General features: G+C 71.1%; 27 protein-coding genes and 1 tRNA gene. 11 read left to right on the top strand and 17 right to left on the bottom strand.

Annotated features, from left to right (window positions below; genetic code table 11):
- Positions 1 to 13: 13 nt before the first annotated feature.
- Entirely contained in the window at positions 14 to 1,357 is a 1,344-nt protein-coding gene (gene gabT, locus AB1285_RS01615) for a 4-aminobutyrate--2-oxoglutarate transaminase (protein WP_292797317.1), read from the top strand.
- Here the strand turns inward: gabT and AB1285_RS01610 are convergent.
- Positions 1,341 to 2,021 carry an HAD-IA family hydrolase gene (locus AB1285_RS01610; RefSeq protein WP_370428602.1) on the bottom strand — a complete coding sequence of 227 codons (681 nt, stop codon included), beginning with the start codon at positions 2,019 to 2,021 and terminating at the stop codon, positions 1,341 to 1,343. The two genes, gabT and AB1285_RS01610, sit on opposite strands and share 17 nt — an antisense overlap.
- Before the next feature lie 26 nt (positions 2,022 to 2,047).
- Here AB1285_RS01610 and AB1285_RS01605 point away from each other — a divergent pair, with 26 nt between their 5' ends.
- Positions 2,048 to 2,761: a glutamine amidotransferase gene (locus tag AB1285_RS01605; protein ID WP_370428601.1), complete on the top strand. Its 714-nt coding sequence runs from the start codon at positions 2,048 to 2,050 to the stop codon at positions 2,759 to 2,761.
- A 59-nt stretch (positions 2,762 to 2,820) separates the two neighbouring features.
- Here the strand turns inward: AB1285_RS01605 and AB1285_RS01600 are convergent, their stop codons facing one another.
- Complete coding sequence (locus AB1285_RS01600; RefSeq protein ID WP_268776613.1) at positions 2,821 to 3,366, bottom strand: carboxymuconolactone decarboxylase family protein; 546 nt, start codon at positions 3,364 to 3,366, stop codon at positions 2,821 to 2,823.
- Between the two features lie 124 nt (positions 3,367 to 3,490).
- Here AB1285_RS01600 and AB1285_RS01595 point away from each other — a divergent pair, with 124 nt between their 5' ends.
- Complete coding sequence (locus AB1285_RS01595; RefSeq protein WP_187662362.1) at positions 3,491 to 4,342, top strand: AraC family transcriptional regulator; 852 nt, start codon at positions 3,491 to 3,493, stop codon at positions 4,340 to 4,342.
- 2 nt (positions 4,343 to 4,344) lie between these two features.
- Here the strand turns inward: AB1285_RS01595 and AB1285_RS01590 are convergent, their stop codons facing one another.
- From AB1285_RS01590 to AB1285_RS01570, 5 genes are all read right to left on the bottom strand, one after another.
- Positions 4,345 to 5,457, bottom strand: a complete 1,113-nt coding sequence (locus AB1285_RS01590; protein ID WP_363589811.1) for a DegT/DnrJ/EryC1/StrS family aminotransferase — start codon at positions 5,455 to 5,457, stop codon at positions 4,345 to 4,347.
- Positions 5,458 to 5,501: 44 nt separating this feature from the next.
- Positions 5,502 to 5,572, bottom strand: a tRNA-Cys gene (locus AB1285_RS01585).
- A 13-nt stretch (positions 5,573 to 5,585) separates the two neighbouring features.
- A complete protein-coding gene (locus AB1285_RS01580) occupies positions 5,586 to 6,824 on the bottom strand; it encodes an aminotransferase class I/II-fold pyridoxal phosphate-dependent enzyme (protein WP_370428600.1) in 1,239 nt (412 codons plus the stop codon).
- Positions 6,821 to 8,176, bottom strand: a complete 1,356-nt coding sequence (locus tag AB1285_RS01575; RefSeq protein ID WP_370428599.1) for an aminotransferase class I/II-fold pyridoxal phosphate-dependent enzyme — start codon at positions 8,174 to 8,176, stop codon at positions 6,821 to 6,823. Before AB1285_RS01575 ends, AB1285_RS01580 begins: the two co-directional genes overlap by 4 nt.
- Positions 8,177 to 8,225: 49 nt before the next feature.
- Positions 8,226 to 8,375: a hypothetical protein gene (locus AB1285_RS01570; protein ID WP_187662366.1), complete on the bottom strand. Its 150-nt coding sequence runs from the start codon at positions 8,373 to 8,375 to the stop codon at positions 8,226 to 8,228.
- A gap of 204 nt (positions 8,376 to 8,579) precedes the next feature.
- Between AB1285_RS01570 and AB1285_RS01565 the strand changes: the two genes are divergently transcribed.
- Positions 8,580 to 9,269: a DedA family protein gene (locus AB1285_RS01565; protein WP_187662367.1), complete on the top strand. Its 690-nt coding sequence runs from the start codon at positions 8,580 to 8,582 to the stop codon at positions 9,267 to 9,269.
- Positions 9,270 to 9,304: 35 nt separating this feature from the next.
- Here the strand turns inward: AB1285_RS01565 and AB1285_RS01560 are convergent, their stop codons facing one another.
- Entirely contained in the window at positions 9,305 to 10,702 is a 1,398-nt protein-coding gene (locus AB1285_RS01560) for a DUF1254 domain-containing protein (RefSeq protein ID WP_280565035.1), read from the bottom strand.
- Between the two features lie 126 nt (positions 10,703 to 10,828).
- On the opposite strand from AB1285_RS01560, the gene AB1285_RS01555 reads away from it, so the two are divergent.
- Positions 10,829 to 11,614, top strand: coding sequence for a DNA/RNA non-specific endonuclease (locus tag AB1285_RS01555; RefSeq protein WP_370428598.1), 786 nt, complete (start codon positions 10,829 to 10,831; stop codon positions 11,612 to 11,614).
- A 16-nt stretch (positions 11,615 to 11,630) separates the two neighbouring features.
- Here AB1285_RS01555 and AB1285_RS01550 read toward each other — a convergent pair whose 3' ends face one another.
- The 4 genes from AB1285_RS01550 to AB1285_RS01535 all read right to left on the bottom strand — a co-directional run bounded on the left by AB1285_RS01550 (position 11,631) and on the right by AB1285_RS01535 (position 15,486).
- Entirely contained in the window at positions 11,631 to 12,719 is a 1,089-nt protein-coding gene (locus AB1285_RS01550; protein WP_370428597.1) for an alkene reductase, read from the bottom strand.
- Between the two features lie 62 nt (positions 12,720 to 12,781).
- Positions 12,782 to 13,249, bottom strand: a complete 468-nt coding sequence (locus tag AB1285_RS01545) for a MarR family winged helix-turn-helix transcriptional regulator (RefSeq protein WP_187662371.1) — start codon at positions 13,247 to 13,249, stop codon at positions 12,782 to 12,784.
- 52 nt (positions 13,250 to 13,301) lie between these two features.
- The gene (locus tag AB1285_RS01540) at positions 13,302 to 13,757 is read right to left on the bottom strand and encodes a MarR family winged helix-turn-helix transcriptional regulator (protein WP_187662372.1); all 456 of its coding nucleotides are present in this window, start codon (positions 13,755 to 13,757) and stop codon (positions 13,302 to 13,304) included.
- 1 nt (position 13,758) lies between these two features.
- A complete protein-coding gene (locus tag AB1285_RS01535; protein WP_187662373.1) occupies positions 13,759 to 15,486 on the bottom strand; it encodes an MDR family MFS transporter in 1,728 nt (575 codons plus the stop codon).
- Between the two features lie 124 nt (positions 15,487 to 15,610).
- On the opposite strand from AB1285_RS01535, the gene AB1285_RS01530 reads away from it, so the two are divergent.
- A complete protein-coding gene (locus AB1285_RS01530) occupies positions 15,611 to 16,072 on the top strand; it encodes a DUF2243 domain-containing protein (protein WP_280565047.1) in 462 nt (153 codons plus the stop codon).
- The gene (locus AB1285_RS01525) at positions 16,042 to 16,959 is read left to right on the top strand and encodes a cytochrome c oxidase assembly protein (protein WP_370428596.1); all 918 of its coding nucleotides are present in this window, start codon (positions 16,042 to 16,044) and stop codon (positions 16,957 to 16,959) included. Before AB1285_RS01530 ends, AB1285_RS01525 begins: the two co-directional genes overlap by 31 nt.
- Here the strand turns inward: AB1285_RS01525 and AB1285_RS01520 are convergent.
- The 4 genes from AB1285_RS01520 to AB1285_RS01505 form a co-directional block, all read right to left on the bottom strand.
- Complete coding sequence (locus AB1285_RS01520) at positions 16,893 to 17,261, bottom strand: hypothetical protein (protein ID WP_292797286.1); 369 nt, start codon at positions 17,259 to 17,261, stop codon at positions 16,893 to 16,895. The genes AB1285_RS01525 and AB1285_RS01520 overlap by 67 nt on opposite strands.
- Positions 17,262 to 17,317: 56 nt before the next feature.
- Complete coding sequence (locus tag AB1285_RS01515) at positions 17,318 to 17,482, bottom strand: hypothetical protein (RefSeq protein WP_164498166.1); 165 nt, start codon at positions 17,480 to 17,482, stop codon at positions 17,318 to 17,320.
- Positions 17,483 to 17,588: 106 nt separating this feature from the next.
- Positions 17,589 to 18,914, bottom strand: a complete 1,326-nt coding sequence (locus AB1285_RS01510; protein WP_370428595.1) for a flavin monoamine oxidase family protein — start codon at positions 18,912 to 18,914, stop codon at positions 17,589 to 17,591.
- An 89-nt stretch (positions 18,915 to 19,003) separates the two neighbouring features.
- Positions 19,004 to 19,378 (bottom strand): VOC family protein, encoded by a 375-nt coding sequence (locus tag AB1285_RS01505; protein ID WP_370428594.1) that lies wholly within the window; start codon positions 19,376 to 19,378, stop codon positions 19,004 to 19,006.
- 113 nt (positions 19,379 to 19,491) lie between these two features.
- On the opposite strand from AB1285_RS01505, the gene AB1285_RS01500 reads away from it, so the two are divergent.
- From AB1285_RS01500 to AB1285_RS01490, 3 genes are all read left to right on the top strand, one after another.
- The gene (locus AB1285_RS01500) at positions 19,492 to 19,698 is read left to right on the top strand and encodes a hypothetical protein (protein ID WP_025102541.1); all 207 of its coding nucleotides are present in this window, start codon (positions 19,492 to 19,494) and stop codon (positions 19,696 to 19,698) included.
- A 51-nt stretch (positions 19,699 to 19,749) separates the two neighbouring features.
- Positions 19,750 to 20,184, top strand: a complete 435-nt coding sequence (soxR, locus tag AB1285_RS01495) for a redox-sensitive transcriptional activator SoxR (RefSeq protein ID WP_060922707.1) — start codon at positions 19,750 to 19,752, stop codon at positions 20,182 to 20,184.
- Positions 20,185 to 20,334: 150 nt separating this feature from the next.
- Positions 20,335 to 20,673, top strand: coding sequence for an ATP-dependent DNA ligase (locus tag AB1285_RS01490; protein ID WP_292797276.1), 339 nt, complete (start codon positions 20,335 to 20,337; stop codon positions 20,671 to 20,673).
- A gap of 39 nt (positions 20,674 to 20,712) precedes the next feature.
- Here the strand turns inward: AB1285_RS01490 and AB1285_RS01485 are convergent, their stop codons facing one another.
- Positions 20,713 to 22,161 carry a protein kinase domain-containing protein gene (locus AB1285_RS01485; RefSeq protein ID WP_429977415.1) on the bottom strand — a complete coding sequence of 483 codons (1,449 nt, stop codon included), beginning with the start codon at positions 22,159 to 22,161 and terminating at the stop codon, positions 20,713 to 20,715.
- 132 nt (positions 22,162 to 22,293) lie between these two features.
- Here AB1285_RS01485 and AB1285_RS01480 point away from each other — a divergent pair, with 132 nt between their 5' ends.
- Positions 22,294 to 23,694: a threonine/serine ThrE exporter family protein gene (locus AB1285_RS01480; RefSeq protein WP_292796158.1), complete on the top strand. Its 1,401-nt coding sequence runs from the start codon at positions 22,294 to 22,296 to the stop codon at positions 23,692 to 23,694.
- Positions 23,695 to 23,701 lie beyond the last annotated feature (7 nt).

Here is a 23,701-nt window from a genome sequence, read left to right as displayed (position 1 = left end):
AAGGAGCCCGCCCATGTCCGCACCCGGCCTGTTCTCGGACACCGCCCTGTCGACCCCGCGCCTGCGCACCGAGGTGCCAGGGCCGCAGAGCCGGGCGCTGCACGAGCGCCGGCAACGGGTCGTCCCGCGCGGCGTCGGCAGCGTGCTCCCCGTCTACATCGAGCACGCCGACGGCCCCTGGGTCACCGACGTCGACGGCAACCGCTTCCTCGACCTCGGCAGCGGGATCGGCGTGACGACCATCGGCCACACCAACCTCGCAGCCGTCACCGCCGCGGCGGAGCAGCTCGACCGGGTCACGCACACGCTCTTCACCGTCACCCCCTACGAGGGCTACGTGCGCCTCGCCGAACTGCTCGCGGAAAAGGTCCCCGGCACCCACGAGACCCGCACGGCCTTCGCGAACTCCGGCGCCGAAGCCGTCGAGAACGCGGTCAAGATCGCCCGGAGGCACACGGGACGGCGCGCCGTCGCCGCCCTGGACCACGCCTTCCACGGGCGCACCAACCTCGCACTCGCGATGAACCACAAGGCGGCGCCGTACGGCACCGGGTTCGGTCCGTTCGCGCCCGATGTCCACCGCGTCCCCAACTCGTACCCCTACCGCGACGGCCTCGACGGCGAGGAAGCCGCCGCGCGCACGATCGCCCATCTCGAACAGCGGATCGGCGTCCACGACCTCGCGGCCGTCATCGCCGAGCCCATCCAGGGCGAGGGCGGCTTCGTCGTCCCGGCCGAGGGCTACCTCCCCGCCCTGCAGGAGTGGTGCACGGAGAACGGCGTGGTGTTCATCGCCGATGAGATCCAGACGGGCCTCGGGCGCACCGGGACGTGGTTCGCGAGCACGCACTTCGACCTCGTGCCGGACCTCGTGCTCACGGCGAAGGGCATCGCCGGCGGGCTGCCCCTGGCCGGGGTGACCGGCCGCGCCGAGATCATGGACGCGCCCGACCCTGGCGGCCTCGGCGGCACATTCGGCGGCAACCCGGTCTCGATCGCCGCCGCCCTCGCAGTGTTCGACGAGCTCGAGCACGGGACCTTCTTCGCCGACGCCCGTCGGATCGGCGCCCACCTGTCCGCCCGACTCGAGGGTCTGCGCACTCGCCATGCGGTCATCGGCGACGTCCGCGGGATCGGCGCCATGCAGGCCTTCGAGCTGAGCACCCCCGGGACGACGCGACCGCTGGCCGGGGCCGCCTCCATGATCGCGGAGTTCGCCGCCCAGCGCGGCATCCTGCTGCTCACCGCCGGCAGCGACGGCAACGTGATCCGCTTCCTCCCCACTCTGACCACGACCGACGAGCAGCTCGACGTCGCCGTGGACGTGATCGACGAGGCCCTCAGCGCGCTCCGCTGAGCACGCGGAGGCACAGCGCCTCCCCGCTCCACCGCACGTGGGCGAGGTCGTGCACGACCAGGTCGGGGTCAGCCGCCCCGGAGCCTGTGCCCACCCCGACCACGAGGCCGGCACCGGCCGCTCGCGCCGCGCTGATCCCCGGCGCCGAGTCCTCGAAGACGACGCAGGCCCCCGGGTCCCGCCCGAGGAGCCGTGCGGCACGGACGTACGGGTCGGGCGCGGGCTTGCCTCTGTTCACGTCTTCGGCGGCGACCAGCACCGCCGGCGCCGGGATACCCGCTCCGCCCATCCGTGCGGTCGCGACAGCTCGGTTGCTGCTCGTCGCGACCGCCCACAGCTTCGGGGGCAGCGCAGCGAGCAGCGCAGCGGCCCCGGGGATCCCGGTCGTCGCCGGGGCGACGGCGAGCTCCCGGGCGAGGAGGTCGGCCGCCGCCTCGGCCGCCCGTTCCGGCCCCACGATCGCCGCGACCACCTCACTCGGCCGCATGCCATGAGGCGCGTCCCTCAGGAAGTCGAATCCCGGGGCGTGCCGGAGCGCCCAGGCGTCCCACGCGATCGCCGCCGAGGGGACGGAGTCCACCAGCACGCCGTCGCAGTCGAACAGGACCCCCGTGGCGCGCACGATCACCTCGGCACCGCGAACCTCGTGTGCTATTTTTGGCATAGGTCAAATCTATCCGAGGAGAGTGCATGTCCGCGTCCCGCACGCCTCGGACGGCGATCGCCGTCCGCCACGTCCCCTTCGAAGACCTCGGGATCCTCGCCCCGCTGCTGGCGGCGCGCGGCTACGAGACCACCCTGCTCGACGCCGGCATCGACGCGATCGCCCCGGACGCCGTCGCCTGCACGGACCTGCTCCTCGTCCTCGGCGGACCGATCGGCGTGTACGACGAGGATCGGTACCCCTTCCTGCACTCCTCGAAGGCGGCTCTCGCGACCCGGCTCGCCACGGGCGGCGCCACGCTCGGCGTCTGTCTCGGCGCCCAGCTCCTGGCCGAGGCTCTGGGCGCAGAGGTACGCCCGACCGGGGCCGTCGAGATCGGCTACGGCCCGCTCGCACTCACCCCCGAGGGCCGGGAGTCCGTCCTCGCCCCTCTCGACGGCGAGCCCGTGCTGCACTGGCACGGCGACGAGTTCGCGATCCCCGCCGGGGCGCACTCCCTGGCGCACACGCCCGGCTTCCCCCATCAGGCCTTCGCCGTCGCGCGCACGCTCGGACTCCAGTTCCACCTGGAAGCCGACCACCGCGTCATCGAGCGCTGGCTCATCGGTCACGCGCACGAGCTACATCACCACGGCATCGACCCGCGGACGATCCGGGAGCAGGCGCAGCGGCACGGCCCGCGGCTCGAGGCCCTCGCCATCCGTGTGCTGAGCGACTGGCTCGACGAGGTCGAGGCGTAGCAGGCGGGCAGGGGAAGAGGCCGGACCCCCAGCGAATCCGGCCTCTGCTCCCCTCGACCTCAGGCGGCGCGACGCAGCGGCACCGTCGGGAAGTCGATCGGCACGTCGAGCGCGATGTTCACGTAGTTCGTGAAGAGGTTCAGCGCGACCTGGCCGATGGTCTCGACGATCTGCTCGTCGCTCCAGCCGTGCGCGCGGAGAGCGTCGACGTCGGCCGAGGTCACCTGACCCCGCTCCTCGACGAGCTTGAGCGCGAAGGCCAGCAGAGCGGCCGTACGAGGGTCGTCGGAGTTGCCGGCCTGGGCCTCGGCGAGCGCTTCGGTCGTGAGGCCCGCCTTCTTGCCGAGCGCGGTGTGCGCCGCGAGGCAGTAGCCGCAGGAGTTGCGGTTCGCGACCGCGACCGCGATCTGCTCACCGAGGGCCGCGCCGAGCGTGCCCCCACCGTAGGCGCCGAAAGCGCTCCACATGCTGGTGAGCGCGGCGGGCGAGTTCGCGACCGCGCGGAACATGGCGGGGACGGCGCCGAAGGCGGAGCCGATCTGCTCCAGCTGCTCCTTGACGGGGCCGGTGGCGGTCTCACGGTCGACGAGAGGGACGTTGGGCATGGGTTGCTCCTTTGTGTTTCGGGACGGGCCGGATTCGGCTTCCCCTTCAGTCTTGCTCGCCGCGCAGTACGATACGCATCATTTGGTCTTGCGTTCGTGACATATCGTCCAGAAGAATGGAAGCATGCCACCGCTGGATCGCCTCACCCCGCTGCTCGACCGCTTCCGGGTGCGCAGCCGCCTGTTCCACACCGGACCCCTGTGCGGGACCACGGTCTTCGCCGCGAGTGCGGGCCACGGCTTCCTCCACGTGCTGCGTCGCGGCGAGATGGAGGTGACGCACCAGCGCCCGGACGGCGGCATCGAGCGCGAGACGATCACCCGCCCGAGCCTGCTGTTCTTCCCGCGCCCGGTCGACCACACCTTCCTCAACGCCCCGACCGATGAATCCGACTTCGCCTGCGCGACGATCGACTTCGACGGCGGAGCCACGCACCCGCTCGTCCGCACCCTCCCCTCGGTGATCGTCCTGCCGCTCGACGAGGTGTCCACCCTCGCCCCCGCGCTGGACCTCCTGTTCGCCGAGGTCGACAACGTGCGCTGCGGTCGTCCGCTGCTGGCGGACCGGATGTTCGAGGTCGTGCTCATCCAGCTCCTGCGCTGGATGCTCGACCACTCCGGCGATCTCACCCTCCCGCCGGGGCTGCTGCCCGGCCTTGCGGACGAACGCCTCGCACCCGCCCTCGTGGCGATGCATGAGGCCCCCGGCGAGCCGTGGACGCTCGACACTCTCGCGCGGACCGCCGCGATGTCGCGCAGTGCCTTCGCGGCGCGCTTCAAGGAGGTCGTGGGTCGAGCGCCGGGCGACTACCTCACCGAGTGGCGTCTCACGATCGCCCAGGAACAGCTCCGTGCGGGGATGTCCGTGAGCGCTGTGGCCGCCGACCTCGGCTATGCGAGCGCCTCCGCCTTCTCCCGCGCGTTCGCCCAGCGGCTCGGTCGCTCTCCGCGGGCCTGGCTCGGCCTCGCCGCCTGAGCTCAGCCGCCGGCTGACATCACGGCAGCGACCCCGGTCACGATCCGGTCGAGGTCGCCGGCCGTGAGCGAAGGGTGCACGGGGAGGGAGAGCACCTCCTGCGCCGCCCGTTCGGTCTCCGGAAGCTCGTCGGCCGGCGCGAAGCGCGCCAGCGAGGGCAGCCGGTGGTTCGGGATCGGGTAGTAGACGCCGGAGCCCACCCCGTGTTCGTCGCGGAGTGCGTCGCGCACCCGGTCGCGCTCCCCCGCGGCGACCCGCACCGTGTACTGGTGGTAGACGTGCTCGGCGCCCTCCGCGACCGCAGGCACGGTGAGCCCGTCGATGCCGGCGAGCGCGGCGTCGAGGAATGCGGCGTTCTCCTGGCGCTGGCGGGTCCAGGCGGCGACCCGCCCGAGCTGCACCCGACCGACCGCGGCGTGCACCTCGCTCATCCGGTTGTTGTAGCCGACGAGCTCGTTCGCGTACTGGGTCTCCATACCCTGGTTGCGCAGCAGTCGGACCCGGCGCGCGACCTGCTCATCGACGCACGAGACCATGCCGCCCTCGATCGCCGTCATGTTCTTCGTCGGGTAGAGGCTGAACATGCCGAACCTGCCGATGGTCCCGGCCGGCCGCCCTCGCCAGGCGGCGCCGTGGGCCTGCGCGGCGTCCTCGTAGATGTCCAGGCCATGGTCCCTGGCGACCTCCTCGATGTCGTCCACGAGGAACGGATGCCCGTACAGGTGCACCGGCATGATGCCTTTCGTGCGGGCGGTGACGGCGGCACGGACCCGCGCCGGATCCAGCGTGAAGTGCCTCGGCTCGATGTCGACGAACACCGGCGTCGCGCCGGCCAGGACCACGGAGTTCGCGACCGCCGCGAAGGTGAAGGACGGCACGATCACCTCGTCGCCCGGGCCGACACCGGAGGCGAGCAGGCCCAGGAGCTGGCCGCTCGTCCCCGAGTTCACCGCGACGGTGGTGCGGCCCTCCACGAACTGCGTCGCGAACTCGCGCTCGAACGCCGCCACCTCGGGGCCCTGGGCGAGCATGCCGCTGCGAAGCACGCGTTCGACGGCTGCCACCTCGTCGTCGCCGATGAGCGGCGCGGCGGCCGGGATGAAGTCCTTCTGCATGGGTATGTCCTTCGTCGGGAACGGCTCGGCGCGAGCCGGATCGGAGGTGGAGGCAGGAATCGAACCTACGTGCACGGTCTTGCGGACCGCGACCTGGCCACTCGGTCACTCCACCGGGTCAGATGTCCTCACGCGCCCGGCGGCGAGTACCCCTGCAGGAAGCGGCCGAAGCGCTGCACCGCATCGATCAGCGTGTCGGTCCCGGGCAGGAAGGCGAGGCGCACGTGATCGGTGTCGGCGCCGTTGAAGGCGCGGCCGTGCACCAGCAGGATGTGCTCCGCGTCGAGGAAGTCGAGCACCAGACGCTCGTCGTCACGGATGCCGAACACCTCAGGGTCGAGGCGCGGGAAGAGGTAGAGCCCTCCACCCGCCTCCTGCACGTCGACGCCGGGGATGGCTCGGAGCGCAGCCGTGGCGGCATCGCGCTGCACCGTCAGCCGCCCGTCCGCCGCGACGAGCGCGTCGAGCGATGTGTCATGTTCCAGGGCCGCCGTGATCGCGTGCTGTGCCGGCACGGACGCGCACATCCGCATCGAGGCGAGCAGCCGCAGACCGGAGAGGAAGGGGTCATCGGCAGCGAACCCGGTCGTCAACGCCCAGGCCGCCCGATACCCGGCGACGCGGTGCGTCTTCGACAGGCCGGCGAAGGTGACACAGGGCACGTCGGGGGCGACCTGCGCCGTGGAGACATGCGTGAATCCGGGGTACACGACACGGTCGTAGATCTCGTCCGACAGCAGCAGCAGACCATGGCGACGGGCGAGCTCCGCCACGCCCTCCAGGGTCTCCCGCGGGTAGACCGCGCCGGTGGGGTTGTTCGGGTTGATGATGACGATGGCCACGGTCCGTGGGCCGATCGCCGCCGCCATGGCCTCGAGATCCGGGAGCCACCCGGCCTCCTCCGCGCAGCGGTAGTGCACGGGCTCACCCCCGGCGAGGACCGTCGATGCGGTCCACAGCGGATAGTCGGGACTCGGGATGAGGACCTCGTCGCCCGGCTCCAGCAGCGCCTGCAACGTGAGACCCACCAGCTCGGACACGCCGTTGCCGACGGTCACCGCCTCGATCCCGAGGGACGGGAACCCGGCCCGGCGCGAGTAGTGCACGCGGATCGCCTCCCTCGTCTCCGGAAGGCCCGGTGATTCCGAGTACCCATGGGCGTGCGGAAGAGCCTCGCGCAGGGCCTCCACGATGACCGGCGGCGCCTCGAAACCGAACGGGGCCGGGTTGCCGATGTTCAGGCGGAGGATCTGCTCGCCGCGGGCCTCCAACTCGGCCGCACGCTCGGCCACCGGACCCCGCAGGTCGTAGAGCACGCCGTCCAGGCGCGATGATCGGCCGATCCGGAACGGGGCCCTGGCCGTCATTCGTCCCCCTCGGCCTCGGCCGGACCGGAAGCGGCGGCGATGTCGTCGGCCAGTCGTCGCAGGTCGGCGTCGTCGAGGTCGTGCACCGTCAGACGCAGATGGTGGCCGCCGGTCGAGCCGTCCTCCAGCGCGAACTCGGACCCCGGTCGAACGAGCCATCCGCGGTGCGCGAGCCGCTCGGCGACGACCGCGGCCTCCTCGCGGACATCGACCCACGCATTCAGACCGCTCTCCGCGGTGACGGCCGATCCACGGGCGGAGACGAGCGCGGCGAAGGACCTGTTGCGCGCGCCGTATCGGGCCCCCGCCTCCGCGATGAGCCGGTGCACGTCTTCGTCACGGAGCATGGTCGCGGCGAGCTGCTGCATGACGTGGCTCACCCACATCGTGCCGGGGCTGAGCCGGAGGGCGAGGCGCTCGGCGGTGACGGGGTCGGACGCGGTGAGGGCCAGCCGCATGTCGGGTCCGAGGAACTTGGACACCGACCGCACGAGAGCCCACCGTTCGTGGCCCGGTCCGATGACGGTGGCGTACGGAGTCGGGGCGAGCAGCGAGAAGTGGTCGTCCTCGATCACCAGGACGTGGGGGTGCGGAGCGAGCACCTCGCGCAGCGCCGCGGCACGCGCGGGACTGATGCTGACCCCGGTGGGGTTGTGCGCGCGGGGCGTGCAGACGATCGCGCGCACACCGCTCTCCAGAGCGTCACGCACGCCCTCCACGGTCATGCCCTCGTCGTCGACGGGTATCGCGACGGGCGTGTACCCCGCCAGACGCGCGGTCTGGATGCTCGAGAGGAAGCACGGATCCTCGAGACCCACCCGGTCGCCGTGCACGAGCGTCTGAGCGAGCAGGCGCTCCACCGCGTCGACCGCCCCGGCGGTGACCGAAAGGCGGAAGGGGCGAGGCTGGTCCTCCGCGATCCATCGGGTCGCCCACTCGGCGAGACCGGCATCGATCACCGACTCGCCGTAGAGGACGGGGCTCGGGTGCACGGCTGCGAGAGCGGCGGCGAGGTCGGGAAGGAGGGCCGCCTGAGGGTTGCCGTTGGCGATGTCGCGGAGCGCAGTTCCGGGCGTGAAGCCCTCATCCGGCGTGGCGGCGGGTCCGAGCACGGTCGTCCCTGTGCGCCCGCCGGTGGTCGCGATACGGGCGGTGACGAGTGCGCGGTAGGCGGCGAGCACAGTGTTGCGATTGACGCCGAGCCGCTCGGCCAGCGTGCGGACCGGCGGCAAGCGGTCCCCGGCGACGAGCGTCCCCCGTTCGACGAGGTCGCGCACGCTCTCCGAGATCTCCGCGGCGGTGACGCCGCTGATCCCGTCGGTCTCGTCGTCTCTGCTCTCCGCCGCTGCCATGACTCGACGGTAGGGGAGATTTTGACCTATGTCAAAATCTCCCCGGGGATCAGGGGCGGTCGTCGACCTCCACGCCGTCCTCGATCTCCTCAGGCTCCAGGTCGGTCACGTCGACCTCGGGCGCGTCGCCCTCCCCGTTGTTCGCGGTCGGGGGCTCGCCGTGGAATCCGGTCGTCTCGTCCTGTCGCGGATCGGTCATGATGCCTCCTCGGTTGATGGGACTCCATGATCGGCCCGCCGCGCTGCCGGAGCGAGCACCTTGACAACGCCGCCTCCGGTGGCCCGGCTCCCGATGCACGCAGGCGGAGCCCAGGTACACCGGTTACCGTTCAGGAGCGGTCGGTCCCCACGGATCTCCTCCCGCATCCCGCACGATCACCGCGATCCCCCGACAGAGGACACGATGACCCCCGGCACTCTCCCCCTCGCCGCTTCCGCCCCCGGCTACGACGGATTCATCGGCTGGGTGCTCAGCCTGATCGAGACCCTGGGCGAGGTCGGCGTCGGCCTCGCCGTGCTCATCGAGACGTTCGTCCCGCCGATCCCCTCGGAGGCGATCCTCCCGGCGGCGGGATTCCTTGCCTACGACGGGCGGATGAACGCCTGGGGCGCCTGGGCCGCGGCCACCATCGGCGGACTCGTCGGTGCATGGATCTGGTATGCACTCGGCGCGGCGGTGGGCCGGGACCGCACACGGCGCATCGTCGGACGCATCCCCCTTCTCGACCACGACGACTTCGACAAGGCCGAGGCGTTCTTCGCGCGCTGGGGCGGCGGTGCCGTGCTGTTCGGTCGCTGCGTGCCCCTCGTGCGCTCGTTCATCTCGATCCCGGCCGGCATCGAGCGCATGGCGCTGTGGAAGTTCACGCTGTACACGCTGGTCGGCTCGGCGGTCTGGAACGGCATCTGGATCGGCCTGGGCTTCGCCTTCGGCCCCGCCATCCGGCCGATCCTCGAGCAGTGGAGCGGCGTGATCTCCGATGTGGTCGTCGGCGTGCTCATCCTGCTGCTTCTGGTGTTCATCGCGCTGCGCATCCGCCGCCGCATGCGCGAGGCCGCGGCACGGCGGGCAGAGGACAACGGGCAGGCCTGAGGCCCCTCCCCCGCGCGGCTTCGTGTCACGAGGTGTCAGCCGGCGGCGTCGGCCGCGACGATGTCGCCGAGCTTCCAGGACCGATCGAAGTACGGCTGCAGCGGCCCGTAGAAACGGAAGTAGCTGAACCAGTGCCGCCCCGGAATCGTCTGCACCCAGTTCGAGCGCCCCTCCGTCGGCGGTTCCGGGCCGAACCACAGATCGACGGAGCCGTCCTCGTTGTATCGGAGGTCCTCATCGCGCGACCCGCGGTCGCCGCGCTGCTGCTCGTTGTCGATGAGGCAGCGGGTGTCGGCGTCGTACACCGTCGCAGACCAGAACAGCTTCGCCGGCACGTCCGCCGGCACGTGCAGGCGATAGGTGCGGGCACCGTCGAGCCACTCTCCGTCGGCATCGGTGTAGGCACCGAGGTAGGCCTGCCCGACACCGGGAGTGGTGCTCTTCATCGCCTCCGAGAAGCTGACAGCCTCGTAGAACCATGAGGCCCTCTCGAGGAGCTCGTCATAGCCGTCGCCCCGCTGCGCGGAGTTGTCCAGGACGATCGCCTGCTCCCACACACGGTCGGGCCAGTAGCTCCCCTGCGCGAAGCGCTTCGCGAACGTGTTCGCCTGCGCCATCAGCTCACCCGCTTCGGCGCCGCGCTCCAGGATGCGGGTGAGACGGTCGTCCGGCGCGAAGGGCTCCCCGACGCGGATGCCGAGCTGCCGCAGCATCGCGAGATAGAAGCGATCGCGTTCGTCGACGACCTCCGACTGGTAGATGCGGTGCAGAAGACGCCAGTAGTCCATGCCGCGCGGCTGATCGCCGCTCCACGGCCGACCGTCCGGAGAGATGATGCGCGTCGGTGCGGGGTCCTCCCGATCGCGGTACGGGTAGATCCGTACGGCGCGCACGAGGGCATCGGCGCGCTCCGGATCAGGGTCGAGCGTGCGGAAGCCGAACATGATGTTGACCCCGGAGGACTGCAGGATCCGGAACTCGGCCGTGATGTCTGCGGGGACGGTCGCCCCGGGCGCGACGATCACGTACTTGCCGCCGCGCCCCTGGTCCGGCCCCATCTCCCCCATCGCCCCGACCTCCCGCTGCCAGAAGTCGGAGACGCCGCCGGCCGTGTGCCCCGGGGGCAGGTCGATGACCAGCGGTCCGGTCTCGGCGAGGTCGAAGAAGTTCAGGATGTACGGCGTCGTGGCATTCGCCGTGATGAGGCCGAGGCGGTCGCGATACGTCAGGTATCGGACGAGATCACTGCTCGTCGCACCGAAGACCTCCTCGTGCTGCGACTTCCACTGCGCGTAGGAGACGAGCGGAAGAGCCCAGAGGTAGGCCTGGCACGCGAACTGGAAGTCCAGCTCGTCGAAGATCGCGGGGATCGACTCCCGCGCCGGCAGCTCGCCGTCCTTCCGTACCCCGTCGATTCCGCTCGCTCCGGTCATATCCGTCCCCCTCTGTCAGCGCGCTCCCGCACCGCGCGAATCGGCTCCGCCTGAACCCCGACAGTAGTGGGGCGGACGAGCACGCGGAAGAGGTGCGATGTCGGCGGGGCGGGGCACGATGGTGGCATGACGGACGGCTACGACCCCGCGTTCCTCGGCATCCCGCTGCCGCTGCCCGTGCCCCCGATGCCGGTGCGCGCGCTCCCTGCGCCCCGGTTCACGGTGCTGCTCGATCCGGAACGGCGCCTCGCCGCGGTGACGGCCGTGACCATCGACGGCGCCCGCCTGCGGGATCTCCCGCGCACGGGTGAGTGGCGCCTCGACCCCCGGGTGCCCGCGGAGGAACAGGCGGGGCCCGCCGTCTACGCCCGGAACGACCTCGACCGCGGACACCTCGTCCGTCGCCGCGACCCGGGCTGGGGGGAGCTCGACGAGGCCCGCGCCGCCGCGGAAGCCACCTTCACCTACCCCAACGCGGCCCCGCAGGCGGCCGCCTTCAACCAGTCGAAGGACCTCTGGCTCGGGCTGGAGGACCACGTGCTGGCGTATGCGGAGGCGACGGCGCAGCGCCTATCGGCGTTCACGGCCCCGGTGCTCGCGGACGCCGACCCGCCGTACCGCGGCATCCGCGTGCCCCTGCGGTACTGGAAGATCGTGGCGTGGCGCTCCGAGGACCGACTCGCGGCCGCCGCATTCATCCTCGACCAGACCGAGCTCGTGGACACGCGGGAGGGTGCCTTCGCCGTCGCGAGCCTCGGCGCCTTCCGCACGTTCCAGGTACCGGTCACCGAGGTGACAGCCCTCACCGGGGTCGACCTCGGCCCCCTTCCCGACGCCGATGTGCTCCCCCGGCGCGGACTCCGCGAGACGGCATGGCGCCCGCTGCACACCGCCGACGACATCGTCCTGTGACAGCGGGCACCCCGCATCACTCGCCGGCGCGCACGCCCTCGAGCGACGGGTAGTCGATGTACCCCTCGGCAGTCGAGCCGTAGAACAGCTCGGGGCGGGGCTCGTTCAGCTCGGCCCCGGTCCGCCACCGCTCCACGAGGTCGGGGTTGGCGATGACGGGACGCCCGGCCGCGACCGCGTCGGCCCAGTCCTCCGCGACCAGTTCCTCGGCCGCGGCTCGGGTGGTCTCGACGCCGAAGCCGGTGTTGACGATGAACGGAGCGCCCGCCGCTCGGCGGATGGCCTGCACGAGTTCTCCGGCCGGCTCGGGGTGCAGCACATCGACGAAGGCCAGCCCCAGAGGTGCGAGTCCTTCGGCCAGCGCGGTGTAGGTCGCGAGCACGTCGGCGGGGTCGTCCTCGATGACGCCCTGGATGCCGTGGGCCGGTGAGAGGCGGATTCCGGTGCGGTCGGCACCCACGGCTGCTGCGACCGCCGAGGTCACCTCGACCGCGAAGCGCGCACGGTTCTCCGGCGAGCCGCCGTACCGGTCGTCGCGGACGTTGGACACCGGGGACAGGAACTCGTGGACGAGGTAGCCGTTGGCACCGTGCACCTCGACGCCGTCGAAGCCGGCCGCGATCGCTTTACGCGCGGCCTGGACGAACTGCTCGACGACCACGGGGATCTCGTCCAGGGTGAGGGCATGCGCGACGGGCAGATCGGCCTTGCCCTTGAGGGTCCGCGTCTGCCCGGGGGCCGCCAGAGCACTCGGCGCGACGACGCGGGGCTCGCCGGAGATGTCCGGGTGGCCTACACGGCCGCCGTGCATGAGCTGCATGACGATGGTGCCGCCCTCGGCGTGCACGGCGTCGGCCACGCGGCGCCATCCCTCGATCTGCGCGGGGGTCACGATGCCCGGCTGCCCGGGATACGACTTGCCTTCGAGGACCGGCCAGACCCCCTCCGAGATGATGAGTCCCTGCCCGGCCCGCTGGCGGTAGTACTCCTCGATGATCGCGGTCGGCACGCCCTCCGCGTCCGCACGGGTGCGGGTGAGCGGCGCCATGACGACGCGGTTGGACAGGTGCAGCGAGCCGAAGTCGGCGGAGTCGTAGAGAGTCACAGTGGGGCCAAGGCGTCCGACCGCCACTGTATTCCCGTGAATCGATGACGTATTCCGGTGTATCAACCGCCCAGATCGGCGACGAGGTTCGCGAAGTGGTCGAGGTCGGCGGCCGTCCAGCCGCGCAGGCGCTCGCCGATGCGCCCCTCATACCGGGAGCGGGCGAGAGCCACGCGCTCCTCGGCCAGCGGGGTCGCCACCAGCACCCGGGCGCGACCGTCCTCGGGATCGGGGATGCTCTCGACGAGCCCGAGCTGCTCGAGCTGACGCACCTGCCGGCTCACCGCGGACTTGTCCGTCTGCAGGCGCTCGATGAGTGCTCCCGCCGAGGTCGCCCGTCCGGCGAGGATCGAGGTCAGCACCTGGTAGCCCAGCGGCTGGAGATCCGGATGCACGGTGACCGCGGCCTCGCGCCACCCGACGCGGATGCGGGCGAACAGCCGGCCGAGCTCGTGCTCGACGCGGGCGACCGCCTGGTCGAGGTCGTCGATCGGAGCGCCGTCGGCGGGTTCGTCGGACGGGGCGCTCATATCGCCAGTGTACGGCGAAGCCCCGCGACCGGATGCGGTCGCGGGGCTGTGCTCAGACCTCGGCGAGGAGCCGGAACACCTTGGATGCGGCGTCGATCTCCGCGGGCGTGAGCTCATCGATGACAGCGCGGAGTCGGCTGCCGTACTCCCGGCGGACATCGGTGAGCGCGGTGCACGCGGCCGGTGTCGCGGTGAGCACCCGGAGCCGGCCGTCGCGCTCATCCGGCACCGAGGCGATCAGCCCGAGCTCCTCCAGCATCCGCACCTGGCGGCTGACGACGGACTTGTCCATCTCGAAGCGCTCGGCGAGCTCGTGCGCGCTGGCCGAGCCCGCCCGGTCGATGAAGGTGAGCAGCTTGTACCCCGCCACCTGCAGCTCCGGGTGGACCCGGGACGCCGATTCCTTCCACAGCGACCGGGTCCGCGCGAAGATGAGGTTGAGATGCGCCTGGAGGTCGCTGAGGGCGGTATCGACGTCGGGGGTGCCGACCGCCTCGGACGCGCTCATGTCAGCGCTCCTGCTTCCGATCGTCGCGCTCGAGCACGCTCACGGACCCCGTGGTGGTCGCCGGTTCGGCCTGCCCGGTGCGAATGGTCCCGGTCGAGAGGTTCGCGCCGACCTCGGCCTCGGAGACCTCGATGACGGACTCCTCGGCCTGCTCGCGCAGCTGCTCCGCGGCGTTCTTGGTGGACAGCGGCTTGTTCTTGATGAACGCGATCGCGATGATCGCGATGACCGCCAGCGGGATGGCGAGGATGAACGCGTCCGCGATGCCGTGCCCGTAGGCGCTCTCGACGATCGTGCGGATCGTGTCGGGCAGCTCGCCCACCTTCGGCACGTCGCCGGAACCCAGGCGCTCCAGGGCGCTGATCTCGTCGGGCGTGGTCGGGACGAAGCCCTTCAGACCGTCCTTCATGAAGTCGGCGACGCTCGTGGAGAGCAGCGACCCCATGACGGTCACACCGATGGTGCCGGCGATCGTACGGAAGAAGTTGACGTTCGACGAGGCCGCGCCCAGCTGCTGCGGAGCCGTGTCGTTCTGCACGATCAGGGTCAGGTTCTGCATGACCATGCCGAGCCCGGCACCGAGGACGAACATGTAGACAGCGACCAGCGGGAACGGGGTGTCGTAGCGCAGCGTCGCCATCAGGCTCACGCCGATCGTGGCGAGGATCGAGCCGGTGACCATCCAGCTCTTCCACTTGCCGAAGCGGCTGACGAGCTGGCCGATGATGATCGACGCGCCCATCTGACCGATGATCATCGGGATGGTCATCAGGCCCGACTCGGTGGGCGTCGCGCCCCGGGCCAGCTGGAAGTACTGCGCGAGGAAGACCGAGGTCGCGAACATCGAGACGCCGATCGCGATCGAGGCGATGACCGACAGCGTGAAGGTGCGGTTGCGGAACAGCGTCATCGGGACGATCGGCTCCTTGACGAAGAACTCGACCACGATGAAGGCGGCGATCGCGACGACCGCGGTCACGATGAGCGCGATGCTCGTCCCGGAGTCCCAGTCGAACTGGTTGCCACCCATGGACACCCAGATGAGGAGCGTCGAGACGCCGACGGCGAGCAGGACGATGCCGAAGTAGTCGATCGAGACCTTCGTGCCGCGCTGCGGCTTGGGCAGGTGCAGCGTGAACTGCAGCAGCACGAGGGCGAGGATCGCGAACGGGACGCCGACGAAGAAGTTGGAGCGCCAGCCCCACACGTCGGTGAGGAGTCCGCCCAGCAGCGGTCCGCCGATCGTGCCGAGGGCCATGATGCCGCCGACGACGCCCATGTACTTGCCGCGCTCACGCGGCGAGATGATGAGGGCCACCGCGATCATGACGAGCGACATGAGACCGCCGACGCCGATGCCCTGCACGACGCGGACAGCGATGAGCATGTTCGTATCGGTCGAGAATCCGGCGATCACGGTGCCGACCGTGAAGAGGATGAGCGAGATCTGGACCAGCACCTTGCGGTCGACCAGGTCGGCGAGCTTGCCCCAAATCGGGGTGGAGACGGCGGTGGCGAGAAGGCTCGCGGTGATGACCCAGGTGTACTGCGACTGCGTGCCACCGAGGTCGGCGATGATGACCGGCATCGAAGTCGAGACGACCGTGCCGGAGAGCACGGCGACGAACATGCCGACGATGAGGCCGGAGATCGCGGTGAAGACCTCGCGGGCCGAGCGCGTGGTCTCGGAAGAGGATGAGGTGTGTGTCACGGGGGAATGCTCCTGCATAGAAAGTTGATCGAGATCAACCATACGCCGATAGTTGCGGTTTCGCAACTATCGGCGGCTACCGCACTCGAAGGCCGGGGTCAAGGACGTCGCCGGGGTGGGCGGGACGGGCGACCCTGACCGCATGACCTCCGGAGCCATGCCCCGCCCCGACCGGCGCCTGCTGCTGTCGGGCTTCCTGTTCGGCTGCGGGATCGCCGCCTCGATGATCGACCTCTTCGTCTTCCACCTGGTGCTGCACTGGCACCACTTCTACGATCTGTCGACCTCTGACGTGGCCCTCGTCTCGGACGGGTTCTTCCATGCGTTCGGCTGGTTCATCACGATCCTCGGCGCCTTCCTCCTCGCCGACGTCCGCCGTCGTGGCCCCGTGCGATGGACGCGCTGGACGGGCGCGGTGATCACTGGGGTCGGGTTCTTCCAGCTCTTCGACGGCGTGGTCGATCACAAGCTCCTCGGGATCCACCAGATCCGCTACGGCGTCGACCTCGTGCTCTACGACACCGTCTGGATCGTGTCGGCCGTCCTGTTGCTCGCTGCAGGGATCCTCGTGGTGTGGCGGACCCGCCCGGACCCGGCGCGGTGACGGCCATGCGCGAGGGTCACGACGGACACCACGGACCGCCCGAGACGCCGGGCATCGACACCGACGCCGTCGGAGGCGGGATCGATCTGCTCGCGCCGGTCGCGCTCGTCGCCCTCGTCGCCGCGGCCGTTCTGTATCTCGTCGGGTTGCGGCGGACCCGGAACCGCAGCCCCTGGCCCCGGCCGCGGACGGCCGCCTGGATGACGGGCCTGCTCTGCGCCGGAGTCGGCATGGTCGGACCGTTCGCCGCCCTGGCCCACAGCAGCTTCCCGGTGCACATGGCCGGACACATGCTCGTGGGGATGCTGGCGCCACTCCTCCTCGTGCTCGGGCGGCCGGTCACGCTGGCCCTGCGCGCCCTCCCCGTCCCGCGGGCGCGCACTCTGTCCCGAGTGCTGCGCAGCGGCCCGATCCGGGTGCTCACGCATCCGGTGGTCGCCGGCGCCCTCAATGTCGGCGGCCTCTGGCTCCTCTACGCCACACCGCTGTTCCCCCTGATGCACGCCTCACCATGGCTGCATGCCGCCGTGCATCTTCACGTGCTGCTGACCGGATACCTGTTCACGGCGAGCATCGTGGGGCTCGATCCGGATCCGCACCGCGCGTCGGTCACCGTGCGGGCCGGGGTCCTCATCGTCTTCGTCGCCGCGCACTCGATCCTCGCCAAGTGGCTGTGGACCCACCCGCCCGCCGGCGTCGACGTCGGGGACGCCCGGATCGGCGCGGAGCTGATGTTCTACGCCGGTGACGCGGTGGACGTGCTGCTCATCGTGCTGCTGCTCCGACAGTGGTTCGTGGCGACCCGACCGCGGGATTCGGCTCAGCCGCAGAACGAGGAGAGCCCGTCGTGGAGGCGTTCGATCGCCTCGACGGTCTCCGGAGCCTGAAGGTCGGTCATGCCGCCGAGCTGATCGGCGCCGGAGCGGATGAGGTCGCCGAGCTGTCCGTCCATGCCGTCGGCGACGCGGTCGAGCGTGGCGACGAGGTCGTCGCGGGCGGCGTCGAGCTGCTCCGCGGACACGTCGCCCTGCGCGAGCAGCGCCTGGTACTGGGCGTATGCGTCATCGATCGTCGCGCAAGTCTCCGCGACCGGGACTCCGAACGCGTCTCCGGCAGCCTGAGTGACCTGGGCGCACCCGGCCAGAAGACCGGCGGCGAGCAGCAGGGGGACGATGGCGATTCGGCGCATGACCCGAGGGTAGCCGCGCCGCCTGGGGCGCGGCTGACCCTCGGGCGGTGCGGCGGTCAGCCGCCGGACGGGTTCTCGAGGGGCTTGCCCTCGTCGTCCGTCGTCTCGCGCTCGAGCACGTCGTCGGTGCTCTCGCCGCTGTCGTCGGGAGCGCCGCCGGAGGCCGTGTCGGCTTCCTCGTCGGCGCCGGGAGTGCCCTGCGTGTTCTGGGGGTCGCTCATGCTCTCCTCCTCTGTTCGTTCCGACGACCGTATGCGCGCCGGCCCCGGTGACGCAGGGGGTTGACCGGGGACACGGCGACGGCCACACTGCCGATGCGCCGGGGCGTCATCCCTGCGTCCAGAGCCGTTCGATCGGTACCGTCCGTCCGAGAATGCGCTCGGCCGCGCGATGCCCGGAGAACACGGCCGCCGGCACGGTCGCCGGGTCGTCGGTCCAGGTGGCTTCGCCCGCCAGGTGCAGCACGCCGCCGACCGGGGTGGCGAGGTCGTCGTGATCCGCGGTGGTCGACCCGACCGTCATGTACGCGTACGACCCGTGCGCGAACGGATCGTCCTGCCAGGCCGTACGATGCAGGCCGATCGGATCCGGGATCCCGTCCCCGTACAGCCGGCGGAGCTGGACCATGATCGAGGCCTGCACCTGGTCGTCGCTCCAGTCCCTCGTCGCCACGGCCGCGGGCCCTGCGGCGAAGGTGAGCAGGAGCGGCTCGTCGTGCAGCGCCGTGAGGTCGTACCAGGAGTGCCACCACCGTGCCTCGGGCCCCTGCTGCCGGAACGCGTAGACCCCGTCTTGCCAGAACCGGGTGGGGAACCGCAGGAAGACCTTCTCGAAGGCGTTCATGCGCAGCCGTCCCAATGCCTCGGCGTTGATGGGCGGCAGCGGAGGGACGATCTCCATGGTCCCGGACTGCAGCACGCCGACCGGGACCGTGACGACCGTCGTGTCGCCGGAGAAGTCCCCGCGCGAGGTCCGCGCCCAGACGCCGTCCTCGCTCCAGTCGACGCGGGTGACGATGTGCTCCAGCCGGACGTCCAGCCCTTCGGCGAGGCGCTCCGGGAGCACCCCGTACCCGTCCGGGAACACGACCTCGTCGCCCTCGATCGCGTCGTCGTCGAGGCCATGCGCGGCGAGGTCCTCGATCCACGCCCCGTACTGCTCCTCGGCGCGATGCTCCAGGTATTCACGCACTCGCTGTGCGCGGTCCGCGCTCCACTGCCGGCGTGAGAGCACCTGGTCCGTGACGTCGCGGTAGGAGGCCTCGGGGCCGGAGGCGGCGATGACAGCCGGCAGCGCCTCGTCCACCGCGTGGACATCCGCGGCGAAGGCGCGCGCCTCCTCCGCCGAGAGCGGGCGACCGTCGGGACCGTGATACGCGATCGGCCGGCTGTCCACCTGGAACCCGCCGACGGTGAACTCCACGGTCCGCATGCCGAAGGCCTCGGCGGCGGCAGCCACCGGACTGCCGTCGACACCGTGGATCCACGAGGCGCCGAGATCGACGATGCCGTCGGTCCGGTCCGTATGCACCCGGCCGCCGACCCGGTCGCGCGCTTCGAGCACCACGACCGTCCGCCCCTCGCCCTGCAGCAGCCGCGCAGCGGTCAAGCCCGCCATGCCCGCGCCCACGATCACCGTGTCGACCTGCTCCATGCGCCCCTCCTCGCAGCCCCGCCGCACGGAGCCGTGCCCCGACGATAGCCCAGGCGGGCGGGCATCGACAGGGTGGCGGGGCCTCTGCGTCAGGCGGCGTGCTGGATGACCCCGAGCAGGGTCCCGTCAGGGTCGAAGAACTTCAGGAAGAGAGCGAAGCCGCCGTCGTCGAAGCTCACGACATCGACGCCCTCTGCCGCGAACCGCTCCGCGAGGGAGTGGATCTCGGTCGTGCGCAGGAAGAAGATCGGCCGCTCCTCCCCCGCCACCGTCAGCTTCATCGGCGCGTGCCCCGGCGCTTCCCAGAGCATGAGGTCCGGGCCACCCTCGGCCCGGAGCATGGCGCTCGTGCCGTAGTCGGTGAGGACGCGGAAGCCGAGCAGGCGCTGGTACCACGCGATGGACGCGGCCAGATCGGCGACGGGCAGCTGGATGTGGTCGAGTCCGGTGAGGACGGATGCCATGTGGGAAACCCTCCGTGGTCGTGTCCGTTCACCGTAGCGCCACCCACCGACCACACCGCCGACCGGATGACAACCCCCTGGGCGCTGCAGGCGGAACAGCGCACCCTGGGTCCATGAGCCACCACCCCGATGACATCAAGCAGCCCCTGGACCACCTCCCCCCGGCGGATGAGCGGGACAAGGCCGTCGAGATCGACGAGCCGCACTATCCGACGTCCGGCGCACCCGCCGACAGCCCGGACGTGACGCCGGAGACGGCGGCAGAGCCGGACAAGCCGAACCGCCACGGCGTGGACAAGCTTCCGCCCACGTCGCGCTGACCCGTTCCGCCCGTTCCTCAACTATTGTTGAGGTCTACGGAAGGGCGGCGGATGGAACCCGACGATCTCCTCCCGATCGGAGAGGTCACCCGACGCACGGGCGTCGCCCCCTCCGCGCTGCACTTCTACGAGCAGCTCGGTCTCATCGCCTCGACGCGCACGCCCGGCAACCAGCGGCGATATCGCCGACACATGCTGCGCCGGATCTCCATCATCGTCGTGGCCAAGCGCATCGGCATCCCGCTCAGCGAGGTGCAGGAGCTCTTCCAGACCCTGCCCGTGGACGCGCCGCCCTCGCACGGCGACTGGCGCCGCGTGGCCAAACGCTGGCGCGCCGAGCTCGAGGAGCGGCGGACGCAGCTCGAGCATCTGCAGCGCGAGCTCGCGGGCTGCATCGGTTGCGGCTGCCTGTCCCTCAAGGCCTGCCGCCTGCTGAACCCCGAGGACGCCTTGGGCGAGAACGGTCCCGGCCCTCGCCGCATCTGAGACCGGGGACCTCCGCCGCGACCGCTGGACGAAGGTGGGGTGTTGCGAATCCGGGATAGGTGAGACCGTAGAGATATCCCCACCAGCGATCAGCGTGGTTGCGCCTCTTGGCAACGGGTTCCTGTGGTGATGGAACGAAGGATCCATCCAATGGGCAAGTTCATCTACGAGGGCGGTCCGAAGGTCGAGATCGAGGACCGCGCTCTCACACATATCCAGCTCGTCATGATGACGAAGCTCCGGCGCGGAGAGCCGATGCCGTTCTCGTGGAAGGAAGACGCCTCCGTCGGCGGCGGCCGGACGACAGTCTGGGTGCACGCGAACGCGAACATCGTGTTCAAGTTCTTCGGCAGCAGGCCCCCGGCCATCAACCGGCGGTGGGTGGACGCTCTGGCGTACACCGCGAACACGACGAACGGCCTGTACCTGGTGCCGGAGCCGATCGAGACGAGCAGTGCCTCCCGGCAGCTCGCGGACCTCACCGTCTGACACCGGCTCCGCCGACGCGGAGGTCGCAGGCCCGAGGACTCAGTCCTCGAGGTCGGCGTCCTCCGCTTCCGCTTTCTCCGCCTCCTCCTGGGCCTTCTCCGCCTCCTTCTCTGCGCGCTCCTGAGCCTTCTCGGCCTTCTTCTGCGCGTCCTCCTCGGCCTTCCGCTGCTCCTCGGCGGCCTTCTGCGTGGCCTTCTCCGCGGCCTCCTGAGCCTTCTCCGCCTTCTTGTCGGCCGGCACGCCGGGCGCGGGTTCCGGTGCCGCGGGCGGAGCCTCGGCCGGTGTCGACGGCTCTTCCCCGTCTTCCGGGACGGTCACGGGCACCACGACTGCCGGCGTGGGCGATGAACGAGGGCTCGGCTCGGTGTCGACAGGCGTCACCGCGGGATTCGGGTTGAGTGCCCCCGCCGCCCAGAGCGTTCCGGCGACGGTGAGCGCCACCGCGACCGCGACCGCGCCGGTCAGGAGCCCGCGGCGCCGCCGGACGCGCTGCGTGCGAGGGGCCCGGGCGCGGAGCATCGCCCCCTCGGCAGACGGACGAACGGGAAGCACGCGGGTCTGCGTCGGGGGCGCGGAGGGGCCGGTCGGTGTCCGATCCGCGAATGCTGCGGCGGCGATGGGGGCCGGCACCGGCGGGCGGGGCGGCAGCGAAGGATCCTGTGCGAGCGCGGACACCGCCGCGAAGACGCCGGCGGCGCTCGGCCGGTCCTCGGGATCCGTGGCGGTCATCCGCTGGAGCAGCGCGGACCACGCCGGACCCACGGATTCCGGGATCGTGGGCGGCTCGATCAGGCGGGCCAGGGTGGCCCCGATCCCCTCCGCCTCGGCGAACGCGCGCTCTCCGGTGAGCGCTTCGCGCAGGACCAGCCCCAGTGCGTAGATGTCGGCGGCGGGCGCCGGCGCCGCGCCGTTCAACTGCTCCGGCGCCAGGTACGCCGCGGTCCCGATCACCGTCCCCGGAGACGTCAGCCGCGCCGCGTCCACGAGCACCGAGATCCCGAAGTCGGCGAGCTTCGCGCCCGATCGGCTCCCGGCGAGAGAGCGACCCGTGAGCAGGACGTTGGAGGGCTTGATGTCGCGGTGCACGATGCCCGCGCCGTGCACGACGTGCAGAGCCTCCGCCAGGTCGGCAGCCAGCGCCGCCACCTCGTCCGAAGGAAGCGGCCCCTGGGCGATCCGCGCCGCGAGGGTCGGCCCGTCGATGAACTCCATGACCAGGTACTCGGCCCGCCCGGGATGCAGCTGCGCGTCGTACAGCGTGACCAGCGCGGGATGGTTGAGTGAGGCGAGGACGGTCATCTCGCCACGAGCGCGCTCGGACGCGGCCCCCTCCTCCGTCTCCGCACGCAGCATCTTGATGGCCACTGTGCGCCCGAGCAGCGAGTCCTCGGCGCGGTACACCCGCGCCATCCCGCCCTGCCCGACGCACTCCCGGAGGTGGTAGCGACCATCGAGCAGCGCCTCCGTGGGAAGCGAGTCATCCGTCATCGTCGAGTCCTCCTGCCACGGCGTCGGGAGCGCCACGGCGAGGCCACTCTAAGAGCGTGGCCGGAGGTCGTCTCGGGCCTTGACAGCGGGGCGGTCGATCGGGAGGTCCTCGCCCGCGGGAGAATGGGACATATGCCCGCGCGTTCCCCTCAGCGACTGCTCCACTCCGTCCGCCGGCTGCTGCACACCGATCCGTCCACCGTCGCCCACACCGAGGCGATGCCCGTGATCGACGAGCACACCGTCCCGCGGGTCCTCGATCTCGCGACGCGCATCGGGGAGTCGATGTTCGCGGTCGGCGCCTCCGCCCACGAGGTCACGCTCGCGATCACCCGCGTGTGCGAGGCCTATGGACTCAAGGGCGTGCAGGTCGACGTGACCTACAACTCGATCACGGTCTCCTTCCACCTCAGCGGGGAGGTGTGGCCGGAGACCCTCGTCCGCGTGGTCCGCGTCGCCGCCCCGGACCACGCCAAGCTGCAGCGCGTGCAGGCGCTCGTGGCCGACATCGACGGCGGCCTGGACCTGGAATCCGCGCGCACCGCCTTCCGCGTCATCCGCCGCGTGCCCTTCCGCTATCAGCAGCCCGTGGTGATCGTCGCACGGACGCTCCTCGCGGTCGGGGTGAGCATCATGCTCGGGGCCTCTCCGCTCATCGTGGGTCTCACGTTCGTCGCGGCCCTGGGGGCGGCGCTCACCCAGGCGGGCCTCGCCCGACTGCGGGTGCCGCTGTTCTTCAGCCAGATCGCCGGGGGCCTCGTCACCACGGTCGTCGCGGTGGCGGTCTCGGCGCTCGGCAGCGCGGGGATCGAACCGTTCGTCGGCATCCGTCCGTCGATCATCGTCGCCTCGGGCATCGTGCTCATGCTCGCCGGGCTCACCGTGGTGGGCGCGGCGCAGGACGCCATCGACGGCTTCGCACTCACCGCCGGCGGGCGCATCCTCGACCTGACGATGCAGACGCTCGGCGTGGTGATCGGCATCCTCGTCGGGCTGGAGCTCGGTGGCGTGCTGGGCTTCACGATGGAGCTCCCGGACGACCCGGCGCCGTTCGGACCCCTGCTCAACCAGTTCGCGGGGGCCATCATCATCGCGGTCGCGGTGGCCGTGTTCAACGGCGCCGGGATCCGCATCATCCTCGTCAGCGCCCTGCTCAGCGCCGTCACCCTCGCCGGGTACGCGGGCACCGTCGCGCTCCAGCTGCACCCGGCCGCGGCGAGCGCGGTCGGAGCATTGCTGGCGAGCTTCATCGGCATGCTCATCGCACACAACCTGCACGTGCCCTCGGTCGCGGTGACGACGGCGGCGATCGTCCCGCTCGTCCCCGGCGTCGCGGTCTTCCAGGGCCTGCTCGAGGTCGTGCACGCGGCGGGCACCTCCACCGGGATGCTGACCGTGGGCGGATCGCTCATCGACGCCGCCGTGATCGGCATCGCCCTCGCCTCCGGCGCCTCCCTCGGGCTCTACCTCGGAACGCCGGTGCGGGCGACTCTCGCCGGGGTGGCGAAGACCAGGGCGCGCGTGCGCCGCTGACCCGACG

It is taken from the genome of Microbacterium sp. NRRL B-14842 (genome assembly GCF_050470785.1).
Note: the sequence above shows the minus strand (reverse complement) of the source record. Positions and strands in the feature narration are given on the sequence as shown.

Coding starts and splice junctions, on each gene's coding strand:
- gabT (WP_292797317.1), top strand. CDS start 14: ATGTCCGCACCCGGCCTGTTCTCGGACACCGCCCTGTCGACCCCGCGC.
- AB1285_RS01610 (WP_370428602.1), bottom strand. CDS start 2,021: ATGCCAAAAATAGCACACGAGGTTCGCGGTGCCGAGGTGATCGTGCGC.
- AB1285_RS01605 (WP_370428601.1), top strand. CDS start 2,048: ATGTCCGCGTCCCGCACGCCTCGGACGGCGATCGCCGTCCGCCACGTC.
- AB1285_RS01600 (WP_268776613.1), bottom strand. CDS start 3,366: ATGCCCAACGTCCCTCTCGTCGACCGTGAGACCGCCACCGGCCCCGTC.
- AB1285_RS01595 (WP_187662362.1), top strand. CDS start 3,491: ATGCCACCGCTGGATCGCCTCACCCCGCTGCTCGACCGCTTCCGGGTG.
- AB1285_RS01590 (WP_363589811.1), bottom strand. CDS start 5,457: ATGCAGAAGGACTTCATCCCGGCCGCCGCGCCGCTCATCGGCGACGAC.
- AB1285_RS01580 (WP_370428600.1), bottom strand. CDS start 6,824: ATGACGGCCAGGGCCCCGTTCCGGATCGGCCGATCATCGCGCCTGGAC.
- AB1285_RS01575 (WP_370428599.1), bottom strand. CDS start 8,176: ATGGCAGCGGCGGAGAGCAGAGACGACGAGACCGACGGGATCAGCGGC.
- AB1285_RS01570 (WP_187662366.1), bottom strand. CDS start 8,375: ATGACCGATCCGCGACAGGACGAGACGACCGGATTCCACGGCGAGCCC.
- AB1285_RS01565 (WP_187662367.1), top strand. CDS start 8,580: ATGACCCCCGGCACTCTCCCCCTCGCCGCTTCCGCCCCCGGCTACGAC.
- AB1285_RS01560 (WP_280565035.1), bottom strand. CDS start 10,702: ATGACCGGAGCGAGCGGAATCGACGGGGTACGGAAGGACGGCGAGCTG.
- AB1285_RS01555 (WP_370428598.1), top strand. CDS start 10,829: ATGACGGACGGCTACGACCCCGCGTTCCTCGGCATCCCGCTGCCGCTG.
- AB1285_RS01545 (WP_187662371.1), bottom strand. CDS start 13,249: ATGAGCGCCCCGTCCGACGAACCCGCCGACGGCGCTCCGATCGACGAC.
- AB1285_RS01540 (WP_187662372.1), bottom strand. CDS start 13,757: ATGAGCGCGTCCGAGGCGGTCGGCACCCCCGACGTCGATACCGCCCTC.
- AB1285_RS01535 (WP_187662373.1), bottom strand. CDS start 15,486: ATGCAGGAGCATTCCCCCGTGACACACACCTCATCCTCTTCCGAGACC.
- AB1285_RS01530 (WP_280565047.1), top strand. CDS start 15,611: ATGACCTCCGGAGCCATGCCCCGCCCCGACCGGCGCCTGCTGCTGTCG.
- AB1285_RS01520 (WP_292797286.1), bottom strand. CDS start 17,261: ATGCGCCGAATCGCCATCGTCCCCCTGCTGCTCGCCGCCGGTCTTCTG.
- AB1285_RS01515 (WP_164498166.1), bottom strand. CDS start 17,482: ATGAGCGACCCCCAGAACACGCAGGGCACTCCCGGCGCCGACGAGGAA.
- AB1285_RS01510 (WP_370428595.1), bottom strand. CDS start 18,914: ATGGAGCAGGTCGACACGGTGATCGTGGGCGCGGGCATGGCGGGCTTG.
- AB1285_RS01505 (WP_370428594.1), bottom strand. CDS start 19,378: ATGGCATCCGTCCTCACCGGACTCGACCACATCCAGCTGCCCGTCGCC.
- AB1285_RS01500 (WP_025102541.1), top strand. CDS start 19,492: ATGAGCCACCACCCCGATGACATCAAGCAGCCCCTGGACCACCTCCCC.
- soxR (WP_060922707.1), top strand. CDS start 19,750: ATGGAACCCGACGATCTCCTCCCGATCGGAGAGGTCACCCGACGCACG.
- AB1285_RS01490 (WP_292797276.1), top strand. CDS start 20,335: ATGGGCAAGTTCATCTACGAGGGCGGTCCGAAGGTCGAGATCGAGGAC.
- AB1285_RS01485 (WP_429977415.1), bottom strand. CDS start 22,161: ATGACGGATGACTCGCTTCCCACGGAGGCGCTGCTCGATGGTCGCTAC.
- AB1285_RS01480 (WP_292796158.1), top strand. CDS start 22,294: ATGCCCGCGCGTTCCCCTCAGCGACTGCTCCACTCCGTCCGCCGGCTG.